Genomic DNA, 21,222 nt, shown 5'->3' with positions numbered 1-21,222 from the left:
TCCCCATTTTATGGGGAGGTGCCGAGTTTACGAGGCGGAGGGGTATCTTACGGACGGTAATACCCCTCCGTCAGCGTCGCTTCGCTCGCTGCCACCTCCCCACTTCGTAGGGAGGAGAATTTAGAGTACGGATTTTCCCTGCAATAATACGCAAACGGCCCGCCTCCGGGGGGAAGCGGGCCGTGCGAATAACGGGCGGAGGCCTTAGAGGTAGCGGCGCAGCGACCGCGACAGCTCAGTGCCGGTGTCCTTCTTCTTCTTTTGCTGCGGCTGATAGGCGACGCGCGAATGTTCGACGCAGTAGGGGATGCCGTCGGCGGCGCGGCGGCCGCAGAAGGTGAATTCGTCCGACGACGGATCACCAATCGGCCACTTGCACATCTTGGAACCGAGCGTCAGGACCGTAGCGGTGCCCGGACCTTCGATCACCGGCACGGCGGGGACCTGAGCCACAGGGCGCGGTGCGGGCTCAACCGAGACGCGGCGCGGGGCCGGTTGCGGCGCAGGCTTGGCCTGAGCGGCGGGACGCGGCGGCTTGGCGGGCTTATACAGCGGACGGGCCGGTTGCGACGGGGCCGCACGACCCGACAGGCCGAGACGGTGTACCTTACCGATGACGGCATTGCGCGTTACGCCACCCAGGGTCTTGGCGATCTGACTGGCGGAATGGCCTTCCTGCCACAGCTTTTTCAGCGTTTCGACCCGTTCGTCTGTCCAGCTCATGGTCAAGCCTCCGTCCCCTAAATGACGGGCGCACCCGTCAAGCCTCAGCACTAGATATGGATTCGCCGATTACGATAAAACCGGCCTCCCTACCGCTAATCGTAAACAAAAAGTTAAAAACCGCAATATCTAGTGTTTCGCCTGTTGGGGGATGTCCACAGCAATCTATATCTAGTGTTTCGCTGTGGAAAAAGACGGCTTTCCACAGGGGTCATCCACAAATTTTGACGCATCGGCTATTTATCCCCTGCGATTGTTGAGTCGCGCGGCCCCCCTGTGGAACAAATGGCGACGGGTTCGGGTTCGTGTTGACAGGGACGGGCCCGCTGAGGCATTAGAGCGGACGCAGAGGCAGGCCTTGCCGCCTCAGACGCGGGTGTGGCTCAATGGTAGAGCAGCAGCTTCCCAAGCTGAAAGAATTTTCAATAAAATCAATTTATTGAGTGTAAACGGTGGGTAAAACCATGCCTTTACAATCAAAGGCTTGCGCGATCACCGTAAACCCCTTCCGCGTTGAATCTGGCAATTGTGAGACGACCACTACGATGTCAACGTACTGATAAACAATGCTTCTCAAGGGCATGGATCGGCAAACGCTGGCAAACGTGTTCATGCGTTTTCAGGGGTTGCCGGTTCGTGGCGTGTCACTTGCGTGGCACGCTGCGCTTTCACTCTTCGGATTTGAATTTCGTGAAGATGATAGGATACGAAGCTGCTGAGACCGACTCGATACTGAGCGTAATGTCTCCCGGCACGTTCTCAGCCGCGCGCTTGGTAGAACCGTTTTCATCGACAGCTTTGATAATCAGTTGTTCCAGTTGCCCTCGCAGTAAAGTTGCGCCGACCAGCCAACGAGACAGGTGCGCCAAAAATCGTTGAGGACGGCGCCGATTTGCGTCCTCGTTGCCGGAACGACCCCGATGGGGCCAAATCAGAACGAGTAGGGCTCTATGCTCTCAAGAATGAGCTTCCCGCAGCCTCGGTTTGCGACTATCTTAACGCTATTCGAGCGTCGGAAGGGCGCTCAAATGGGAAATGTCGGTTGCCCCCCTATGAATAGCAAAGCTTCCAAAGGAAAATTTATGAGTTTATTTCGGTCGGTGATCGTCGCATGGGTATGCTTAAGCAGCGGCACGACTGTCTTCGCCGAAGTGCGGGGCCTGCCAATTAGTTTGACTTCAGCCACAGCGACACCCGTGCAGGTCAAGTCCCCGCAGCCTGCTGAACATCTGACATGGGCGAAAGTGCCTACTGCACGCGATTTTTTAAGCCAATATCCCGCGAAGGCCAGGAAGGAAAAGGTTGACGGGAATGTTATAGTCGAGTGTGTCATACGGGACATGGCTGGGCATGTGCAATGTCAAGTCGCTTCCGAAGCACCGGAAGGTTACGATTTTGGCAAGGCTACAGTTTGGGTAATGGAGAAAAAAGCGCTTGCAGCGGTAAAGAGCCCTGCTGACATTGGTCGAGTAATCAAACTCCGGCAAGTATGGGTTAGCTAAGCAATATCATTTCAGCCTTTCAGGCATATGGGGTTTATCGGTTGAAAGCTGTTTTCCGCAAAAACTTCGATAGTCACAGTAAGGCTTTTTCGACTATGCGGGTAATCCAGTCTTAAGAGACCTTATCAACTTACCGCCCGAAAAGCGGGTTGCTTTGGCGAAGTGCCACTTCGATAGATACCGGAGAACTTCTTCCCCCCATAGGGACGGGACTTCAAAGCTCTAACCGTAATCTCCGTTAAGGTTTAATCCTTGGTCACCCAGCTATGCGCCCGCAGCATGTCCTGATTGGCTGAGATCGATCGTCTCAAATGACTATGGCCTGGCGCGACAGTATGGCGGAGACACCTCGCGCTGCGGACAACCGTATTTCTACCCTCTGCCGTCTTTTGGAATACGGTCGCCTTCGTTCACGGCTAACCGTCAATGTGGCGAAAGACATCCCCACCGTTTATAAGGGCGGAAACCGGCAAGAGGTGATTTGGGAAAACAAACATCTGGCTGCATTTATCAAAGTCTCGAAGACACCTGTTTCGGACGTAATCCGTCTGGCCGCTCTTACCGGACTGCGGCGAGCCGACCTCGTTGTCTTGCGCTGGTCTGATGTGTTCTCAGACCATATCGAAATCGTAGCCAGCAAAAAGAGCGCCGGTAAGCGGCGGAAGGTTGTGATGCCTATCGTACCGGGATTGCGAGTGCTTCTAGATGAGCTGAGGACAAGGCCACGCAAACCGGGAGTCGAGACGGTGCTCGTTACCAGTGAAGGCACCCAGTGGACTCCCACCGGGCTCAACAGCAGCTTTCATGAAGCTCGCAAAAAGGTTGTTGATGAGAAAACCAAGGCCCCGCTTCTCATTCACACCGATCATGACGGAAAGCAGCACCCGCTGCGTCTGCACGACCTCCGGGGGACATTCGCAACACACCTCATGACGATTCCCGGAGTACGCCTGACTGATCGGGAAATCAGCGAAGTCATGGGCTGGAGTGAGAAACAAGTTGCGGAAATCCGTCGCCGGTATGTTGACGACGCGGCTATCGTTGTGGCACTAGGCAAGCGCTTAGCGAACGTAGGTGTAAACCCTGCTGTAAACTCACAGAGTGCGGCATAGCGCAAAGCCTTATAAAAGCGGGTGTAGCTCAATGGTAGAGCAGCAGCTTCCCAAGCTGAATACGAGGGTTCGATTCCCTTCACCCGCTCCAATCTCCTGAATTCCAAACATAACAGTATCTTAAAGGCCTGCTTTGTGGGTAGGCCGCGTGAACGGCCTTTGCTCAAAGGACGTGCGTTAATGTGTCCGCTTGATATATAGAACTAAGTTCTATATATTGACTCTCGAACGCCAATAGCCGGGGGGGGAATTGTGCGGACGTTCAAAAGCAAAGGGTTTGCGCGATTTGCCCGCAAGGAACGCATCAGCGATGTGCAGCTTGCCAAGGCTATCGCGGATGCCGAAAGCGGGTTGATTGACGCCGACCTTGGCGGTGGCGTTATTAAGCAGCGGATCGCGCGGCCTCATGAAGGCAAATCGGGCGGCTATCGTTCGATTGTCCTCTTTAAGGCGGGAGACAGAGCCTTTTTCGTCCACGGCTTTGCCAAGAACGATCAGGCGAACATAGAGCGTGACGAATTGGACGGGTTCAAGAGACTGGCTCCGGTGCTGCTGGGGGCGACGAACGCGCAGATAGAGATGTTGCTGCGAACGGGTAAGTTTACGGAGATCGAGCCATGACCAGGACCTATAAAAGCGATGTTTCGGCCAGTCTGCATGAACTGGCGAGCGATCTGCATGAGGTCGGCCTGATCGACAAGGCGACCATGCGTCATTTTGACGAAAGTTGCCTGACGCCCATTCATGAGTTTACGGCTGAGGACATCCGCAAGCTGCGCGAGCGCGAGCAGGTCAGTCAGACAATCTTTGCGGCCTATCTGAACGTTTCAAAAGACTCGGTCAGTCAGTGGGAGCGCGGTCAGAAACAACCGGCTGGGCCGTCGTTAAAGCTGTTATCGCTTGTGGAGCGTAAAGGGCTGTCGTCGATCGCGTGATTAATTCCGCACCAGATGGTCATAGACGTGCGTCACCGCGTCGAAGCGCACGCGTGAGGGCTGGCCGGCGAAGGGGGCCGGGGTGAAGTGGGCGGTGGTCAGGCCGGCCTCTATGGGGTCGCTGATCTTGTCCGTATTCCAGCCGATCAGCAGGTGCCCGCCGGGGGTCATGATCGCCGCCAGCGCGTTCAGGGCGCGGATTTGCTGGGCTTCGGAATCGACGCCGTAGCCCAGAACGCCATTGCACACGATGCCGTCAAAACGCAGGTCGGCAAACAGGCTATCGGCGTCGCAGATGTCACCCGTGCGGTGGCGCGTCTTATGGCCAAAGCGGGCGGAGCGCGGATCTATGTCGGTGGTCCACGCTTCGGCGCCGTGCTGCTCCAGAATGCGGTAATAGCCGCGATTATAGCCGCGGCAGCCGACAAACAGCAGACGGCCTTTCAGCGCGGCAAAGGCAGGGAGATAAGCGTCGGTCATCAGCCGCCGGTCGGGCAGGTCGTGAATCTCGGACCGTTTGGATTTGAACAGACTGGCCAGAAAGCCCATGCGCGTGTCTCCGTTTGAAGCGAGACTAGGGTGCTTGGGCGACGGCGTCAAACGGGGGCGCAAAAAGGAGGCTCCACAGATTTCACAGATTGGCGCTTCGCGCCTTTATTCATAAGGGCGAAGGGGTGCCCTTTGACACCCTTAATCTGTATAATCTGTGAAATCTGTGGTTCCTCTTAAGACCCAAACAGCACCTCAGCCGCCGCGAGGTCCTGTGCCGCTTCGCCGACGCTTTTGAAGACGCTGAGGCCCGGTTGCGGCGCAAAGGCCGGGTCGCACAGGTCGCGCAAGGTGCCGCGAACATCCTTAAGCGTAAGGTCGCTCAGATCGCCCGCCGTCGAAAGGGCTGCCGGGGTGTCGATATAGACGGCGGCGCGGCGCAAGGTCTCGGCGTCGGCTTCGCGCATGTCGGGGGTAAAGCCGCCGATCAGCGACACGTGCTGATCGCTGAGGCGGTGGCCTTCGATCCAGGGTGTACGGCTTAAGGTAGCGCAGGCGATCAGGTCGGCCTGCGGGATTTGCGACGCCAGATCTTCGCACACCGAAGCGTCAAACCCGGCCTCCGTCAGGCGCGCCACCAGCGCTTCGGCATGGGCGCGCGTGGGGCTGAAGACCGAGACGCTGTCGATGGCGCGCACCGCACGAAAGGCAAAAGGGATCTCTGACGCTATGCGTCCGGAACCGATCAGCAGCAGGCGGCGCGCATCGGCTTTGGCCAGTCGGTCCATGGCCACGGCGGCCACGGCGGCTGTGCGCCGTGCCGTCAGTTCCTCGCCGTCGATCAGGGCCAGATGCCGGTGCGTTTCGCCGTCAAACACCAGATAGGAGGCCGCCACGCACGGCAGGTGGCGCGCCGCATTGTCGGGCGTTACGTGCACGATCTTGACCCCGCCCAGACGCTCAGACCACGCGGGCATCAGCAGCAGCGAGGCGTCGTGCCCCAGGTCGAAGACCGGCCGTTGCGGCGTCTGCGCCCCGGCCCGCAGTCGCGCCGGCAGCTCGCGCACAAGCCGCTCATAGGGCAGGGCGGCTTTCAGGTCTTCGGCGGTGATCAGACGCATGGGGGTTCCTATCTGTAAGTCGCCGTTTCTTTCAGCAGCCAGTCGCGGAAGGCCTTGAGCGGCGGGTGATTGCCGCGCTCAGCCGGCCAGACGAGGTGGTAGGCTTCGCCCGTGGTGAGCGGGGCATCGAGCGCCGGGACCAGCGCGCCAGAGGCAAACTCTTCTTCGGCCAGAAACTGCGGTAATAGCGCGACGCCAAGGCCGGAACGTGCCACCTGAGCGACGGTGGCGAACTGATCGAACAACATGCCGTGCACGTGGTCGGCGGGCGCGCCGTGCGCCTCCAGCCAGTTTTCCCAGGCGTCGGGGCGCGAGGTGAGGTGCAGCAAAGGCGCCTGACGCAGATCGGCAGGTTCGGCAAAGCCATACTGCGCCTTAAGCTCCGGGGCGCAGGCCGGGATGACCACTTCGGGCCGCAACAGCGCGCTTTCCGCGCCGGGCCAGTCTGGGCGGCCGAAATGGATGGCGGCATCAAGCCCTTCGCTGCGGAAATCGAAGACACCAATGCGCGTAATCAGATTGACCTGAATACCGGAATTTGTGCGCAAAAAATCGGGCAGGCGCGGGGCCAGCCAGCGCGTGCCGAAGGTCGGCAGAATGGCCAGTTTCAGTGTCCCGCCGTGCGGATTGGCGCGCAAGCTGAGCGAGGCCGACGAGATGATTTTCAACGCTTCGCGCACCTCACGCGCATAGGCCTCACCCCCGGCGGTCAGGCGCACCGTCTGGCGTTCGCGGTGGAACAGCTCGACCTCCAACTGGGCCTCCAGCGCGGCGATCTGACGGCTGACGGCGCTCTGGGTGAGGTTCAGTTCACGGGCGGCGGCGGTGACCGAACCGAGCCGCGCCGTGGCCTCAAACGCGGCCAGAAGCGACAGGGACGGGAGGAAGCGGCGAGGTGAGCGCATATTCGATTTCGGAATGAAGTCTTGTCAAAATGGCCCTTGTTGAGGCCGTTCGGGCACGGTACAACCGGTTTTGCCATTACGCAAGAGAATGAACCCTTGGCCCCTGTGCTTGAGCCCCTTACCCACGGACTGTGGGCCGCTACGGCCCCCGCTGCGCCGCATACGGTGGCGCTGAGCGGCGATCTGCGCGCCGATGTGGCGGTGGTGGGGGCGGGCTATACCGGCCTGTCGGCGGCGCTCACCCTGGCCGAAGCCGGGGCAAAGGTGGCGGTGATCGAGGCGCGGGAGATCGGCTTTGGCGGGGCCGGGCGCAATGTCGGGCTGGTCAATGCCGGCATGTGGGTGATGCCCGATGAACTGCCAAACGTGCTCGGTCCGGTGCATGGTGAGCGGCTGTTGCAGGTTCTGGGCAACGGCCCGGCGGAAGTGTTTGCGCGCGTCGATAAACACAATATCGCCTGCGAACTCAGGCGCGAAGGCACGCTGCATTGCGCCGTCGGCGAAGCGGGGGTGCGCGAACTGCGTGACCGGGCGCAACAATGGCAGGCGCGCGGCGCGGATGTAAGTCTGCTCGATGCTGCCGAAACGCGGCGGATGGTCGGCACGGACGCCTATCCGATGGCGCTGCTCGATCGGCGCGCGGGGGTGATTCAGCCGCTGGCCTATGTGCGCGGGCTGGCCACGGCGGCGGTGGCGGCCGGTGTCGATATCCGCAGCGACAGCCCGGTCGAACAAATCGAGGCGGTGGGCGATCAGTGGCGCGTGACGACGCGCGGCGGATCGGTGACCGCGCCCAAGGTGATCATGGCCACCGATGCCTATACCAAAGGTCCGTGGGAGATCATCCGCAAGGAGCAGGTCTATCTGCCCTATTTCAACTGCGCCACCACGCCCTTGCCAGACGATATTTTGCGCCACATTTTGCCGGAAGGGCAGGGGGCCTGGGACACGGCGGAGGTCCTGTCCTCCTTCCGTATGGATGCCGCCGGGCGGCTGGTTTTCGGCAGCGTCGGGGCCTTGCGCGGGCCGGCGCAGGGGGTGCACAGCGGCTGGGGGCAACGCGCCATGACGCGGCTGTTCCCGGCGCTCAAAGGCATCGGTTTCGAGCACGAATGGTATGGCTGGATCGGCATGACCGACGATAACCTGCCGCGTTTTCATCGCTTTGCCGATGGGGTGGTGGGCGTGTCGGGTTATAATGGCCGGGGTATCGCGCCGGGCACGGTGATGGGGCGGATTCTGGCCGAGCACGTGCTGGGTAAGCTGTCCGAAGACGATTTGCCGCTGCCGGTGACAACGCCGCAAGAGGCGAAGCACCGGGCGGCCAAAGAGGTTTATTACGAGGCCGGTGCTGCGGTGCTGCACGCGGTGGAACACAGGTTTTAGGCATCCGCGCCTGATGCACGGGCGGATGAAAAGGGAAGACAGATGAGCGCAGATACACGTATTTTGCTGGAGTCTCTGGGCGTTACCGGCGGCCACACGGGCGGGACGTTGAAGGTCCATTCGCCCAATACCGGCGAACTGATCGGTGAGGTGGTGGAAACCCCGGTCGATGAGGCGAAGGCGCGTATCGACGCCGCGCACGAAGCGTTCCTCCAATGGCGTCTGATCCCCGCACCCAAGCGCGGCGAGCTGGTGCGTCTGTTCGGCGAAGAACTGCGCGCACACAAGGCGGCGCTGGGCAAGCTGGTGTCGATTGAGGCCGGTAAGGTCACGTCCGAAGGCCTCGGCGAAGTGCAGGAAATGATCGACATTTGCGACTTCGCGGTCGGTTTGTCGCGGCAACTGTACGGCCTGACCATCGCCACGGAGCGCGCCGAACACCGCATGATGGAAACCTGGCATCCGCTGGGTGTGGTCGGCATCATCTCGGCCTTCAACTTCCCGGTCGCCGTGTGGGCGTGGAACGCCTGTCTGGCGCTGGTCTGCGGCGACGCCATTGTGTGGAAGCCGTCCGAAAAGACGCCCCTGACGGCGCTGGCCACCCATGCCCTGTTTGATCGCGCCGTGGCCGCCTATAAGGCCGCGGGTCATGCCGTGCCCGAAGGCCTGTCGGCCCTGCTGATCGGTGGTAAAGAGATCGGCGAAGCGCTGGTCGAGCATGAAAAGGTGCCGCTGGTTTCGGCCACCGGTTCGACCGCCATGGGACGCGCCGTGGGGCCGAAGCTGGCTGCGCGTTTTGCGCGCGCCCTGCTGGAGTTGGGGGGCAATAATGCCGCCATTATCGCGCCGTCGGCGGACCTTGATCTTTCCTTACGCGGTGTGGCCTTTGCGGCCATGGGCACGGCGGGTCAGCGCTGCACGACCCTGCGTCGTTTGTTCGTGCATGAGAGCCTCTACGACACCTTCGTGCCGCGCCTGAAGCAGGCCTATGCCTCGGTGAAGGTGGGGCACCCGCTGGAAGAGGGCACGCTGATCGGGCCACTGATTGACGCGCACGCCTTTGGTTTGTTTGAAAAAGCGCTGGACGAAGCGCGCAGTGTCGGCGGTCAGGTCACCGGCGGGGCGCGCGTCGATGTGAATGGCAAGGACAGCTATTATGTGCGTCCGGCGATCGTCGAAATGGACGCTCATGCCGGGCCGGTGCTGCGTGAAACCTTTGCGCCAATTCTCTATATCATGAAGTATGGAAATATAGAAGACGCCATCGCGATGCAGAACGCCGTGGGGGCGGGTCTGTCGTCTTCCATCTTCACCAATGACATCCGCGAAGCTGAGCTGTTTGTCTCCGCCGCCGGTTCGGATTGCGGTATCGCCAATGTCAATATCGGGCCGTCGGGCGCGGAAATCGGCGGGGCCTTTGGCGGCGAAAAAGAAACCGGCGGCGGGCGCGAATCCGGCTCGGATTCGTGGAAGGCCTATATGCGTCGCGCCACCAACACCATCAACTATGGCCGCAGCCTGCCTCTGGCCCAGGGGGTGAAATTCGATGTCTAGGTTCGACTGGTCCGATCCGTTCTTGCTGGATGCGCAACTATCCGACGAAGAGCGGATGATCCGCGACGCGGCGCACGACTATGCGCAGTCGCAGCTTTTGCCGCGCGTGCTGAAAGCCTATGCCGAGGAGCAGACCGACCCGGCCATTTTCCGCGAAATGGGTGAACGCGGCCTCCTGGGCGCGACCCTGCCGGAAACCTATGGCGGGGCCGGGGCCTCCTACGTCGCCTATGGGCTGATTGCGCGCGAAGTCGAGCGCGTGGATTCTGGCTATCGGTCGATGATGAGCGTGCAATCCTCGCTGGTCATGTATCCGATCCATGCCTATGGCTCGGAAGCGCAGCGGCAGAAATACCTGCCGAAGCTGGCCTCTGGCGAATGGATCGGCTGCTTCGGCCTGACCGAGCCGGATGCCGGTTCCGACCCGGCGTCTATGCGCACGACCGCGCGCCAGACCGACGGCGGCTATGTGCTCAATGGCGCCAAGATGTGGATTTCCAACTCGCCGATTGCCGATGTGTTTGTCGTGTGGGCCAAGCTCGATGGCGTCATTCGCGGCTTCGTGCTGGACAAGGGGATGGCGGGTCTCAGCGCGCCGAAAATCCACGGTAAGCTCAGTTTGCGTGCCTCCATCACCGGCGAAATCGTGATGGATAATGTCGAGGTTTCCGAGGACGCTTTGCTGCCGAATGTTGAGGGGCTGAAAGGGCCATTTGGTTGTCTGAACCGCGCGCGTTACGGCATCAGTTGGGGCGTAATGGGGGCGGCCGAAGATTGCTGGCACCGGGCGCGGCAATACGGCCTCGACCGGCAGCAGTTCGGGCGGCCTCTGGCGCAGACGCAACTGTTCCAGAAGAAGCTGGCTGACATGCAGACCGAGATCACGCTGGGGCTTCAGGCGTCCTTACGCGTTGGGCAATTGTTCGATGCCGGGCAGGTGCAGCCGGAAATGATCAGCCTGATCAAGCGCAACAATTGCGGCAAGGCGCTCGATATTGCGCGCATGGCCCGCGACATGCACGGCGGTAACGGGATACACGAAGAATACCACGTCATGCGTCATGCGCAGAACCTGGAGACGGTCAATACCTATGAGGGCACGCACGATGTGCACGCCCTGATCCTCGGCCGGGCGCAGACGGGTTTGCAGGCGTTTTTTTAACCTCACTAAAAAGTTGCCCTGCGGGTACTTTTTAGTGGTTCATATCGACGAACCAAAGCTCGGGGCGGCCCTTCGCTTTGGTTCGGCATTCTGGGTTTTTTGATCGGTTATGTGTATGGCTTTGGTTAAGACACCCCCCTCCGGTTCTGCCTTCGGCAGCCCGGTTTCCCCCCGCACAGGTGCAGGGGGATATAATCCATATTTATACCTCCCCGCTGGCGGGGAGGGGGACCGCGAGCGAAGCGAGGGGTGGTGGGGTGGAACCTCGGAGGCGATGCGATGAAACCCCTTTCCGGCCTGAAAGTCCTCGAACTGGCGCGCATACTGGCCGGGCCGTGGGCCGGTCAGATTCTGGCCGATCTGGGCGCCACGGTCGTCAAGGTCGAACGCCCCGGCAGCGGTGACGATACGCGCGGCTGGGGCCCGCCCTTTATCGGGGATGCAGCGGCCTATTTCCACGCCTGCAACCGCGGAAAGACCTCACTGGTCATCGACATGACCACGCCTGAGGGGCAGGCGACCATCCGCGATCTGGCGGCGCAGTCCGACGTGCTGATCGAGAATTTCAAGGTCGGCGGTTTGCGCCAATACGGCCTCGATTTCGACCGCCTGAAAGCCGTCAATCCGCGCCTGATCTACGTGTCGATCACCGGCTTCGGGCAGGACGGCCCCTATGCGCAACGCGCCGGCTATGACTACATTCTTCAGGGTATGTCGGGCCTGATGGACATTACCGGCGACCCGGACGGCGAGCCGCAAAAGGTGGGCGTGGCGGTGGTTGATCTGTTCACCGGCGTCTATACCTCAACCGCGGTGCTGGCGGCCTTGCGGCAGCGCGACGCGACGGGGGAGGGCTGTCATATCGACATGGCCCTGTTCGATGTGGCCACGTCTATGCTGGCCAATCAGGCGATGAACTATCTGGCGTCGGGCGTATCACCGACGCGGCTGGGTAATGCGCATCCGAATATTGCGCCCTATCAGGTCTTTGCGGTGAAGGACGGCCACGTCATCGTGGCGGTGGGCAATGACCAGCAGTTTTTGCGTTTTTGCGAGGGGCTGGAGGCGGATTACGTGGCGCAAAATCCGGCCTATGCGACCAATGCCGGACGGGTGGCGGCGCGGCACCAACTTGTGGCCGAGCTGGAGCCGTTTTTGCGCAACAGGACGCGCGCAGAGCTTCTGACGGCGCTGGAAAAGGCGGGTGTTCCGGCAGGGCCGATCAACCGTATCGAAGACGTGTTCAACGACCCTCAGATCGTGCATCGCGGGATGCGTATTGAAATCGACGGCGTGCCGGGCGTCGCTTCGCCCATCGTGATCGACGGCGTGCGGATGACGGCAGAAACGGCGTCACCGAAACTTGAGGACAAAGCATGAGAACCGGCGGACAGATACTGGTTGATCAACTGAAGCGCAATGGCGTGGAGCGCCTGACCTGCGTGCCGGGGGAGTCGTATCTGGCGGCGCTGGATGCGATGTACGATGCCGATATCGACGTGCTGATCTGCCGTCACGAAGGCGGGGCGGCGATGATGGCCGAAGCCTATGGCAAGCTGACCGGGCGTCCTGGCATCTGCTTTGTGACGCGCGGGCCGGGGGCGACCAATGCGGCGCACGGCGTGCATATTGCGCAGCATGACTCGACGCCGATGATCCTGTTTGTCGGGCAGGTCGAACGCGCTTTCTTAGGCCGTGGGGCGTTTCAGGAACTGGATTACGTGGCGGCCTTTGGCGGCATCGCCAAATGGGTGGTGGAAATTTCCGACCCCAAACGCATCCCTGAAATCGTCGCCCGCGCCTTTCGCGTGGCCATGCAGGGCCGCCCCGGTCCGGTGGTCATTTCGCTGCCCGAAGATATACTGACCGAGGGGGTCGAGGTCGCCGATGCGCCGCCGGTCGAGGCCGTGGAGGCCGCACCGACACGCGCGGATATGGGGGCGTTTGCGCAGGCCGTACAGGCGGCGGCGCGCCCGCTGATGATACTGGGCGGATCGCGCTGGACGACGGAAGGTTGCGCGGCGGTGGCCGATTTTGCCGCGCGCTACGACATCCCCGTGGCGACCGAGTTTCGCCGCACGGCGCTGTTTCCGGCGCACCACCCCTGCTACGCGGGCGATCTCGGCTTCGGGCAGAATCCGGCCCTGTCGCAGCGGGTGAAGGACGCCGATCTGCTGATTCTGCTGGGCGCGCGCATGGCCGAAGTGCCATCGAATGGCTATACGCTGATCGGCACACAAAAGCTGGTGCACGTCTTCCCGCAGGCCGAAGAAATCGGGCGGGTCTATCCACCCGCCTTGGGGATCGTCAGCACGCCGGATCAGTTTGCGAGGGCCTTGTCGTGGCTTGACGAAGCGCCATCGCCGCAGATCATCAGAGGCGCCGTGGCGCATCAGGACTGGTTGAAATGGACGACCACGCCTTTGCCGATACCCGGCGATTTTCAGTATGGCGAGGTGATGGTGTGGCTGCGGGAGCACCTGCCGCCGGAGACCATCATCACCAATGGGGCAGGCAATTACGCCATCTGGGTGCACCGCTACTGGCGGCACGAGCGGCCCTTTACACAGGTCGCGCCGACCTCGGGCAGCGTCGGCTATTCGGTCCCGGCCGGTATTATGGCCAAGCGTCAGTGCCCGGATGCGCCGGTGGTCACCTTTGCCGGTGACGGCTGTTTCCTGATGAATGGCAATGAGTTCGCCACCGCCGTGCAATACGACATCCCGCTGATCATTATCGTCATCGACAATGGCATGTGGGGCACGATCCGTATGCATCAGGAACGCGAATATCCGCACCGCCCGATCGGGACGGAGCTGAAGAATCCGGACTTTGCCGCCTACGCCAAAGCCTTTGGCGGGCATGGCGAAACCGTGCGGACCACGGCGGAGTTTGCCCCGGCCTTTGAACGGGCACGCGCGTCGGGCAAACCGGCCATCCTGCACTGCCTGATCGACCCGCAGGCCATCACGCCTGCGAAAACCCTGGATCAGGTGTCGCGCGGCGAGTAAAACCGCGCCATGCACAGACTGTTTATCGGGATCGAACCGCCGCCCGCCCTCAAGACGCAACTGCTCGGCCTGATGGGCGGGGTCACTGGCGCGCGCTGGCAAAGCGCGGCACAACTGCACCTGACTCTGCGCTTTGTGGGTGAGGTCGATCGCCATCAGGCCAACGCCATTGCCGAGGCTCTGGCCGATCTGCACCATCCGGCGTTCGCCCTGTCGCTGGCCGGTGTGGGCACGTTCGAGCGCAAGGGGCAGGTCCATACGCTGTGGGCCGGGGTTACGCCGTTCGAGCCGGTGCACGTGCTGCACAAGAAGGTCGATCAGGTGCTGGTCCGCACGGGTATGTTGCCGGAGACGCGGGCCTTTCAGCCGCATATCACACTGGCGCGATTGAGCGGTCGCGTAGGGACGCTTTCGCACTTTCTCGATGCCAATGAGGGGCTGGCCAGTGAACCGTTTGGGGTGGATACGGTGTGTTTGTACGAGAGCGTGCTGACCAGCGAAGGCAGTGTCTACACCGTGGTGGAACGGTATTCTCTATAACCTCCTCCCCATGCTCCGCATAGGGAGGAGAATCAGACCGACGGCGACGGTTCGCGTTTCAGGCGGCGCAGGCAGAAGGTCGAGCGGGTGTGGCGGATGCCGGGGAATTTCAGCAGCTTCTTGCGCAGGAACTGCTCATAGCCCTCCGTGCCATCGACCGCCGCGATCAGCACATAGTCGTATTCGCCGGTCGTCAGATAGGCGTCGGTCACTTCGGGCAGGTTCAGCACGTAGCGCGAAAAGGCTTCGATGCGCTCATCGTCGTGCGACTCGATATTGATTTCGACGATCACCGTATCGGGTTTGCCGACCTGTTCCGGATCGAGCAAAGCGACATAGCCGGTGATGACGCCATTTTCTTCCATCCGTTTGATGCGCGACCAGCAGGGGGTGGGTGACAGGCCCACCTGATCGGCGATTTCCTGCGTCGTCAGGCGACAATTGCTGCGCAGCAATCGCAGGATTTTGCGGTCGGTATCGTCAAGGCCACGGCCTTCAGAACTGCGTGACATGGGCATTCCACCTGTAGCAGGCATCCCATTCTGCGGCGAAGCGTCGCAACGGAATGTCATTTTGTCTATGCCTTCAATAGCACGAAATTCGAAAATTCATTCTCCTGATTTCGTGTCATCCTGCAAAAAAATTCCGTCAAACGAGAATTTGTTAGCAGGAGCGAGGATGCCAAAGGTAACGGCTGAGGTAAGTCTAAGCGACAAGTACGTCCTCGAAGAGGGCCGCGCCTTTATGAGCGGGGTTCAGGCGCTGGTGCGGTTGCCGTTGATGATCGCGCGGCGCGACCGGCGGTCCGGCCTCAACACAGCGGGCTTTATTTCCGGCTATCGCGGCTCACCACTGGGCAATTACGATCAGCAATTGCAGCAGGCCAAATCCCTGCTCGATCCGCTGAACATCGTCGTGCAACCGGCCATCAACGAAGACCTGGGGGCCACCGCCGTGTGGGGCACGCAGCACGTGCCTTTGTTCGAAGGGGCGCGTTACGATGGCGTCTTCGGAATCTGGTATGGTAAGGGGCCGGGCGTGGACCGCTCAGGCGACGTGCTCAAACACGCCAATATGGCCGGGACGACGCCGCTGGGCGGTGTGCTGGCCGTGGTCGGTGACGACCATGCCTGCAAGTCCTCGACCCTGCCCAATCAGTCGGAACTGGCCTTTATCGACGCCGAAATCCCGGTGCTCAGCCCGGCCACCATCGCTGAGGTTTTGGAATACGGCGTCAAGGGTATCGCCCTGTCGCGCTTCTATGGCGGCTGGGTGGCGCTGAAGACGATCTCCGACCTGATGGACGCGTCGGCCGCCGTCGATCTCAGCGACCGTTTCGACACGCGCGATCCGGTGATCGACCTGCCGGCCGACGGGCTACATATCCGCGCCAAGGATACCCCCGCCGAAAAGGAAGCGCGTCACCGTCATTACCGCCTGCCTGCGGCCTCGGCCTTTGCGCGGCTCAACGGGTTCGACACGGTGATCTGGCCCCAGTCGCGTCCGCGCATCGGTATCGCCACAGCCGGTAAGGCCTTCACGCAGGTGATGGAGGCGCTCGACCTGCTCGGTATCACCGAGGCCGAAGCGCGCGACATTGGGCTCAGCGTGTGGAAGGTCGGCATGGTCTGGCCGCTGGATGCGCAGGGTGCACGCGCCTTTGCCGGGGGGCTTGAAAAGCTGCTGGTGGTCGAGGAGCGGCGCGAAGTGATCGAGCCGCAACTGCGCTCGGCGCTCTATGCCCTGCCCGATGGCCGCCGCCCGCTGATCCTCGGCAAACGGGGCTTAAGCGGTGAGCCGCTGATCTCCGATGTGCTTGAGCTTGATACTTTGCAGGTGGCGCTGGCGCTCTACGACCTGTTGCCGGAATCCGCCCGCAATGCGCAGCGGCATGAGCGCGCCGAGGGCTTCCGCGCCTGTCTGACGACGAAGGACACGCTGAAGCCCGACCATATCCGCGCGCCGTTTTTTTGCGCCGGATGCCCGCACAATGGATCGACCGTCGTGCCCGAAGGGTCGCGCGGTCTGGCCGGGATCGGCTGTCACTACATGGCGACCTTCATGCCGCGCCGCACCGATATCTGCACCCATATGGGCGGCGAAGGCGTGACCTGGATGGGGCAGTCGCCCTTCACCGACGAAGGCCATGTCTTCACCAATCTGGGCGACGGCACCTACTTCCATTCGGGGCTTCTGGCCATCCGTCAGGCCATCGCCGCCGGGGTCAATATCACCTATAAGATCCTCTATAACGACGTGGTGGCCATGACCGGCGGGCAGTCGGTCGATGGGCAACTGACCCCCGTCAAGGTGGCCCAGCAGGTGCGCGCCGAAGGGGTGGAGCGCATCGCGCTGGTGTCCAATGATCCGGAGCGCTGGGAAGGCGAAATGCCGTCGGGGACGACCTATGCCCACCGCGACGACCTTGAGGCCGTGCAGAAAGACCTGCGCACGCATAAGGGGGTGTCGGTGCTGATCTATGATCAGGCCTGTGCCACCGAACTGCGCCGTCGCCGCAAACGCGGCACGGCCCCCAAACCCGCCGCGCGTATCTTTATCAATCCGGCGGTGTGCGAAGGCTGCGGCGATTGTCAGGCCAAGTCGAACTGCGTGGCCATCAACCCGCTGGAAACCGAGTTGGGGCGCAAGCGCGAAATCGACCAGTCGGCGTGCAATATCGACACGGCCTGCGTCAAAGGCTTCTGCCCGTCCTTCGTGGCGGTCGAAGGGGCGGCGCTGAAAAAAGCCGCCGCACCGGACATCACGCCGTTGATCGCCGACCTTCCCGAACTGACGCCGCCGCCGGCCACGGCGCGGCCGGTCAATATCCTGCTGGCCGGTATCGGCGGTCTGGGTGTCACCTCGCTGTCGGCCATGCTGGGGATGGCGGCGCATATCGACGGCTGCGAAGTGACGGTGGCCGATCAGACGGGTCTGGCGCAGCGCGGTGGCGGCGTCGATGCCCATGTGCGCATCGTGGCGCAAGGCCAGCGCTTGCCCGCGCCGCGCATCAGCGCCGGAGAAGCCGATGTGCTGCTGGCCGCCGACATGGTGCAGGCCACCGGCAAGACGGCCCTGCCTCTGGTAAGCCCGGACCGCACCCTGAGCTTTGTCAATTCGGCCCTGACCTCGACGGCGGCCTTCACGCTGAACCGCGATGTGGTGTTCGATAAGGGTGGCCTGATGGGACGCTTACGCAAGGCGTCCAAACGCTGTGAGCCGCTGGATGCCGGGGGCGTGGCGCGGCGTCTGCTGGGCGATGCCGTCTATGGCCATATGATCCTTTTGGGGGCCGCCTGGCAGGCCGGGGCTGTGCCGCTGAGCCGTCAGGCGATTGAACGCGCCATAGACCTCAACGGGGCTGAAAAAGCCAATAACCATAAGGCCTTTGCGCTGGGTCGTGCGCTCTATCTGGGCCGCATTGCGCCACCGAAGGCCGACGCGCCGTTCGATGTCGAAACCTTTATCACGCGGCGCATCGCCGACCTGACCGCCTATCAGGACGCGGCTTACGCGGCGCAGTATCACGCTTTGGTCGAGACGGTGCGCAAGGCCGGGTCGCCCGCCCTGCTGGAGGCCGTGGCGCGCAATGCCTTTAAGCTGATGGCTTATAAGGACGAATACGAGGTGGCACGCCTGTACAGCGACCCGGTCTTCCGTCAGCGCCTCGATAGTCAATTCGATAATTCGAGAAAATTAGCAGTTTACCTCGCCCCGCCGCTGCTGGCGCGCAAGGACCCGGTGACCGGGGAACCGCGTAAGATGAAGTTCGGCGGCTGGGTCTTCACCGTCTTTGGCGTGCTGAAAGGGCTGAAAGGCTTGCGCGGCAGCGTCTTCGATCCGTTCGGCCATACGCAGGAGCGGCGCATGGAACGCCGCCTGCGCGACGACTATCTGCGCCTGATTCCGGAACTGCTGGCCAAGCTGACGCCGCAAACGCTGGAGCCCATTGTGGCCCTGGCCCGCCTGCCCGAAGACATCCGTGGTTTTGGCCACGTCAAGGCCGCTTCGGTCGCAGCCGCCGAGGCGCGCAAGGCCGCGCTTCTGACGCAAATCGACGCGGTGAAACCCGTCCCTAATCCCCTCTCACAAAAGGAACCCGCCCATGTTTGATACGCCTTCATATGACGCGCACGAAAAGGTCGTCGATGTCAACGATCCCGAAACCGGCCTGCGCGCCATCATCGCGGTCCATTCGACGGCGCGGGGACCGGCGGCGGGCGGTTGCCGTCTGTGGACCTATGACGATGCGGCGGCGGCGCGTACCGATGCGCTGCGCCTGTCGCGCGGCATGAGCTACAAGAACGCTATGGCGGAACTGCCTTTTGGCGGCGGCAAGGCGGTCATCATGGGCCCGGTCGCACCGGAAAACCGCGAGCAGATCTTCACCGCCTTCGGTCGCGCCGTCGAAGCTCTGGGCGGGCAGTACATCACCGCCGAAGACGTCGGTGTCGGCGTGTCGGACATGATGGTCGTGGCGCGTCAGACGAAGTACGTCTCCGGTCTGGCCACAGAGGGTTCGGTGGGCGGTGACCCGTCGCCGTTTACGGCGCGCGGCGTGGCCATCGGCATCGAAGCCGCGGTCAAGGCGCGTCTGGGGCGCGACGACCTTCAGGGCGTGCGCGTGGCGGTGCAGGGTCTGGGCCATGTCGGCGGTTATCTGTGTCAGGAACTGCACGAACGCGGCGCCAAGCTGATCGTGGCGGACATTCACACCGCGCGCGTCGTCGAAATGGTCGAACGCTTCGGCGCGGAAATGGGTAATGTTGGGGATATCCTGCTGAGCGATGCCGACGTGATTGCGCCCTGCGCGCTGGGGTCCATCATCACCCCTGACGTGGCGGAACGCATGACCGCTGCCGTGGTTGCCGGGGCCGCCAATAACCAGTTGTCGGTGCCCGAAGTGGGCGCGGTTCTGGCCCGTCGCGGCATCCTCTACGCGCCGGACTATGTGATCAATGCCGGTGGCATTATCGCCGTATCGGCGGAATATAATGGCGGCGTCGATCGCGCCGGTATTGACGCGCAGATCGAAGCCATCGGCCCGCGTCTCGGCGACATCTTCGCCCGTGCGCAGGCCGAAAAGCGCCTGACCGGCGACGTGGCCGACACGCTGGCCAGAGCGAAAATGGTGCGGGGGTAACGCCCAAAGCGCCTCCCCTGATTTGGCTTCGCCGAACTTCGTTTCAGGGGAGGGTGGCCTGAAAGGCCGGGTGGGGTTAAAGCCGTAGAATTTAACCCCACCGTCAGTCTCGCTTTGCTCGCTTGCCACCTCCCCTAAATTAGGGGAGGTGCGTTTTGTACGGTTCCCAATCCGCTGATTCCGTGGTTATCTGACAAAAAATGCTGCACCCACAGAGGTGCAGCAAAATGCACAGGAAAACGCGAAAGGAAGGCCTATGGACGCGCTCGGTGTTGAGGAAAAACCCGTTCTGGCTCAGGTGGAAAACGGCGTCGGGCGACTGACGCTCAACCGGCCGCAGGCGCTCAATGCCCTGACCACCGCCATGTGCCGAGACATGGCGCACACCCTCAGCCAATGGGCCACGGATGACCGCGTGCGCTACGTCGTTCTTGACCACAACGGACGTGCCTTTTGCGCCGGAGGCGATGTGCGCGCGGCGGCCCGCTCAGGCCGCGGTGACGGCGAAGCGGCGCGCGACTTCTTCCGCACCGAATACCGTCTCAACACCCTGATCAAACGCTTCCCAAAGCCCTTTGTCGCCCTGATCGACGGCGTGACCATGGGCGGCGGCGTGGGCATCAGCGTCCACGGGTCGCACCGCGTCTCGAACGAAAACACGCTGTTTGCCATGCCCGAAACCGGCATCGGCCTGTTCCCCGATGTGGGTGGCGGCTGGTTCCTTCCTCGTATGACGGGAGAAACCGGCACCTGGCTGGCCCTGACCGGTGAGCGGCTGAAAGGGGCCGATGTGCGCGCGGCGGGGATCAGCACGCACCACGTGGCCGCTTCTGACCTGCCCGCTTTGAAGGCGGAACTTCTGGCGGGCCCGGAGCGCCATCCGAAAAGTGGGAACCGGTTTTCGGATTCAATGGCGCGACCAAATGAATTCATCGACAATATCCTGCACCGTTATGACCGGCCGGTGGGTGAGCCGTCCTATACGGAGCATCTGGAGGCCATCAACCGCATCTTCGGCAAGGCGACGCTGGCCGATATCGCCATTGCACTGAAACTCGAGGACTCCGACTGGGCGCAGCATCAGGGCGAGGTGCTGGCCACGCGCTCGCCCTTCTCGATGAGCGTGACGCTGCGCCATCTGCGCGAAGGCCGCCGGCTGGAGACCTTTGAACAGGTGATGGAGATGGAGTTCCGCATCGCCTCGCGCCTCTGCCAGAGCCACGACTTCCTTGAGGGCGTGCGCGCCGTGCTGGAGGACAAGGACCATTCGCCGCACTGGCTGCCGCAATCCATCGGTTGCGTCAGCGCCCACAGCGTCGAGGCCCTGTTTCAGCCCCTGCCGCGCGAGCTTTATGACTAACGCCGCTTAAGCCTGTTTCTTACCGGAACCTTTACATCTGAGGCCACACCATGACCACCTAAAGCTAAGTCGGGGATGACTATGCGGGCAGTGGTTTTATCCGTTCTGGTGTCGGCGCTGTTTGCGGGCGCAGGCGTGGCGGACGAGAAGATTCAGCGGTTGGATGCCAGCGCCGAAGCGGCGGTTGACGCCCTCCTGACATCGCCTTCGCCGCAGGCCGGGACCACCGGCATGACCTATCGCCGCGTCAATACGGTGGTCAAGGCCCCGGATCTCAGC

Annotated in this window: 19 protein-coding genes and 1 tRNA gene; 15 read left to right on the top strand and 5 right to left on the bottom strand. The window is 62.0% G+C overall.

Going from position 1 to position 21,222, the window contains the following annotated elements; genetic code table 11:
• Positions 1-204: 204 nt before the first annotated feature.
• A complete protein-coding gene (locus Q0072_RS10870; RefSeq protein WP_298329703.1) occupies positions 205-723 on the bottom strand; it encodes a GcrA family cell cycle regulator in 519 nt (172 codons plus the stop codon).
• 1,052 nt (positions 724-1,775) lie between these two features.
• Between Q0072_RS10870 and Q0072_RS10865 the strand changes: the two genes are divergently transcribed.
• The 5 genes from Q0072_RS10865 (at position 1,776) to Q0072_RS10845 (ending at position 4,272) form a co-directional block, all read left to right on the top strand.
• Positions 1,776-2,225, top strand: a complete 450-nt coding sequence (locus Q0072_RS10865) for a hypothetical protein (RefSeq protein WP_298329700.1) — start codon at positions 1,776-1,778, stop codon at positions 2,223-2,225.
• A gap of 317 nt (positions 2,226-2,542) precedes the next feature.
• On the top strand, positions 2,543-3,337 hold the full coding sequence (locus tag Q0072_RS10860; RefSeq protein WP_298329697.1) for a tyrosine-type recombinase/integrase: 795 nt from the start codon (positions 2,543-2,545) through the stop codon (positions 3,335-3,337).
• Positions 3,338-3,354: 17 nt separating this feature from the next.
• Positions 3,355-3,428, top strand: a tRNA-Gly gene (locus Q0072_RS10855).
• Positions 3,429-3,589: 161 nt separating this feature from the next.
• Positions 3,590-3,958 carry a type II toxin-antitoxin system RelE/ParE family toxin gene (locus tag Q0072_RS10850; RefSeq protein ID WP_298329694.1) on the top strand — a complete coding sequence of 123 codons (369 nt, stop codon included), beginning with the start codon at positions 3,590-3,592 and terminating at the stop codon, positions 3,956-3,958.
• A complete protein-coding gene (locus Q0072_RS10845) occupies positions 3,955-4,272 on the top strand; it encodes a DNA-binding transcriptional regulator (protein WP_298329691.1) in 318 nt (105 codons plus the stop codon). The genes Q0072_RS10850 and Q0072_RS10845 overlap by 4 nt, the downstream gene beginning before the upstream one ends.
• On the opposite strand, the gene Q0072_RS10840 is transcribed toward Q0072_RS10845, so the two are convergent.
• The 3 genes from Q0072_RS10840 to Q0072_RS10830 form a co-directional block, all read right to left on the bottom strand.
• The gene (locus Q0072_RS10840; protein ID WP_298329688.1) at positions 4,273-4,821 is read right to left on the bottom strand and encodes a methyltransferase domain-containing protein; all 549 of its coding nucleotides are present in this window, start codon (positions 4,819-4,821) and stop codon (positions 4,273-4,275) included.
• Positions 4,822-4,997: 176 nt separating this feature from the next.
• On the bottom strand, positions 4,998-5,882 hold the full coding sequence (locus Q0072_RS10835; RefSeq protein ID WP_298329685.1) for a quinate 5-dehydrogenase: 885 nt from the start codon (positions 5,880-5,882) through the stop codon (positions 4,998-5,000).
• Between the two features lie 8 nt (positions 5,883-5,890).
• Positions 5,891-6,787, bottom strand: coding sequence for a LysR family transcriptional regulator (locus Q0072_RS10830; protein WP_298329683.1), 897 nt, complete (start codon positions 6,785-6,787; stop codon positions 5,891-5,893).
• Positions 6,788-6,892: 105 nt separating this feature from the next.
• Here Q0072_RS10830 and Q0072_RS10825 point away from each other — a divergent pair, with 105 nt between their 5' ends.
• From Q0072_RS10825 to thpR, 6 genes are all read left to right on the top strand, one after another.
• A complete protein-coding gene (locus Q0072_RS10825) occupies positions 6,893-8,173 on the top strand; it encodes an FAD-binding oxidoreductase (protein WP_298329705.1) in 1,281 nt (426 codons plus the stop codon).
• A 42-nt stretch (positions 8,174-8,215) separates the two neighbouring features.
• Positions 8,216-9,727: an aldehyde dehydrogenase family protein gene (locus Q0072_RS10820; RefSeq protein WP_298329678.1), complete on the top strand. Its 1,512-nt coding sequence runs from the start codon at positions 8,216-8,218 to the stop codon at positions 9,725-9,727.
• Positions 9,720-10,889 (top strand): acyl-CoA dehydrogenase, encoded by a 1,170-nt coding sequence (locus Q0072_RS10815; protein ID WP_298329675.1) that lies wholly within the window; start codon positions 9,720-9,722, stop codon positions 10,887-10,889. The genes Q0072_RS10820 and Q0072_RS10815 overlap by 8 nt, the downstream gene beginning before the upstream one ends.
• Positions 10,890-11,168: 279 nt before the next feature.
• Positions 11,169-12,269, top strand: coding sequence for a CaiB/BaiF CoA-transferase family protein (locus Q0072_RS10810; RefSeq protein WP_298329672.1), 1,101 nt, complete (start codon positions 11,169-11,171; stop codon positions 12,267-12,269).
• Complete coding sequence (locus Q0072_RS10805) at positions 12,266-13,900, top strand: thiamine pyrophosphate-binding protein (RefSeq protein ID WP_298329669.1); 1,635 nt, start codon at positions 12,266-12,268, stop codon at positions 13,898-13,900. The genes Q0072_RS10810 and Q0072_RS10805 overlap by 4 nt, the downstream gene beginning before the upstream one ends.
• A gap of 9 nt (positions 13,901-13,909) precedes the next feature.
• Positions 13,910-14,440 (top strand): RNA 2',3'-cyclic phosphodiesterase, encoded by a 531-nt coding sequence (gene thpR, locus Q0072_RS10800; protein ID WP_298329666.1) that lies wholly within the window; start codon positions 13,910-13,912, stop codon positions 14,438-14,440.
• 32 nt (positions 14,441-14,472) lie between these two features.
• On the opposite strand, the gene Q0072_RS10795 is transcribed toward thpR, so the two are convergent.
• On the bottom strand, positions 14,473-14,952 hold the full coding sequence (locus tag Q0072_RS10795; protein ID WP_126421459.1) for an Lrp/AsnC family transcriptional regulator: 480 nt from the start codon (positions 14,950-14,952) through the stop codon (positions 14,473-14,475).
• A gap of 166 nt (positions 14,953-15,118) precedes the next feature.
• Between Q0072_RS10795 and Q0072_RS10790 the strand changes: the two genes are divergently transcribed.
• From Q0072_RS10790 to Q0072_RS10775, 4 genes are all read left to right on the top strand, one after another.
• Entirely contained in the window at positions 15,119-18,553 is a 3,435-nt protein-coding gene (locus Q0072_RS10790) for an indolepyruvate ferredoxin oxidoreductase family protein (protein ID WP_298329663.1), read from the top strand.
• Positions 18,546-19,583, top strand: a complete 1,038-nt coding sequence (locus Q0072_RS10785) for a Glu/Leu/Phe/Val dehydrogenase dimerization domain-containing protein (RefSeq protein ID WP_298329661.1) — start codon at positions 18,546-18,548, stop codon at positions 19,581-19,583. Before Q0072_RS10790 ends, Q0072_RS10785 begins: the two co-directional genes overlap by 8 nt.
• A gap of 256 nt (positions 19,584-19,839) precedes the next feature.
• Positions 19,840-20,943: an enoyl-CoA hydratase/isomerase family protein gene (locus tag Q0072_RS10780; RefSeq protein WP_298329658.1), complete on the top strand. Its 1,104-nt coding sequence runs from the start codon at positions 19,840-19,842 to the stop codon at positions 20,941-20,943.
• Positions 20,944-21,024: 81 nt separating this feature from the next.
• A partial coding sequence (locus Q0072_RS10775; RefSeq protein ID WP_298329655.1) for a hypothetical protein occupies positions 21,025-21,222 on the top strand: 198 nt, incomplete at its 3' end.

This window comes from Asticcacaulis sp., assembly GCF_027484505.1.
GTDB lineage: Bacteria > Pseudomonadota > Alphaproteobacteria > Caulobacterales > Caulobacteraceae > Asticcacaulis.
Note: the sequence above shows the minus strand (reverse complement) of the source record. Positions and strands in the feature narration are given on the sequence as shown.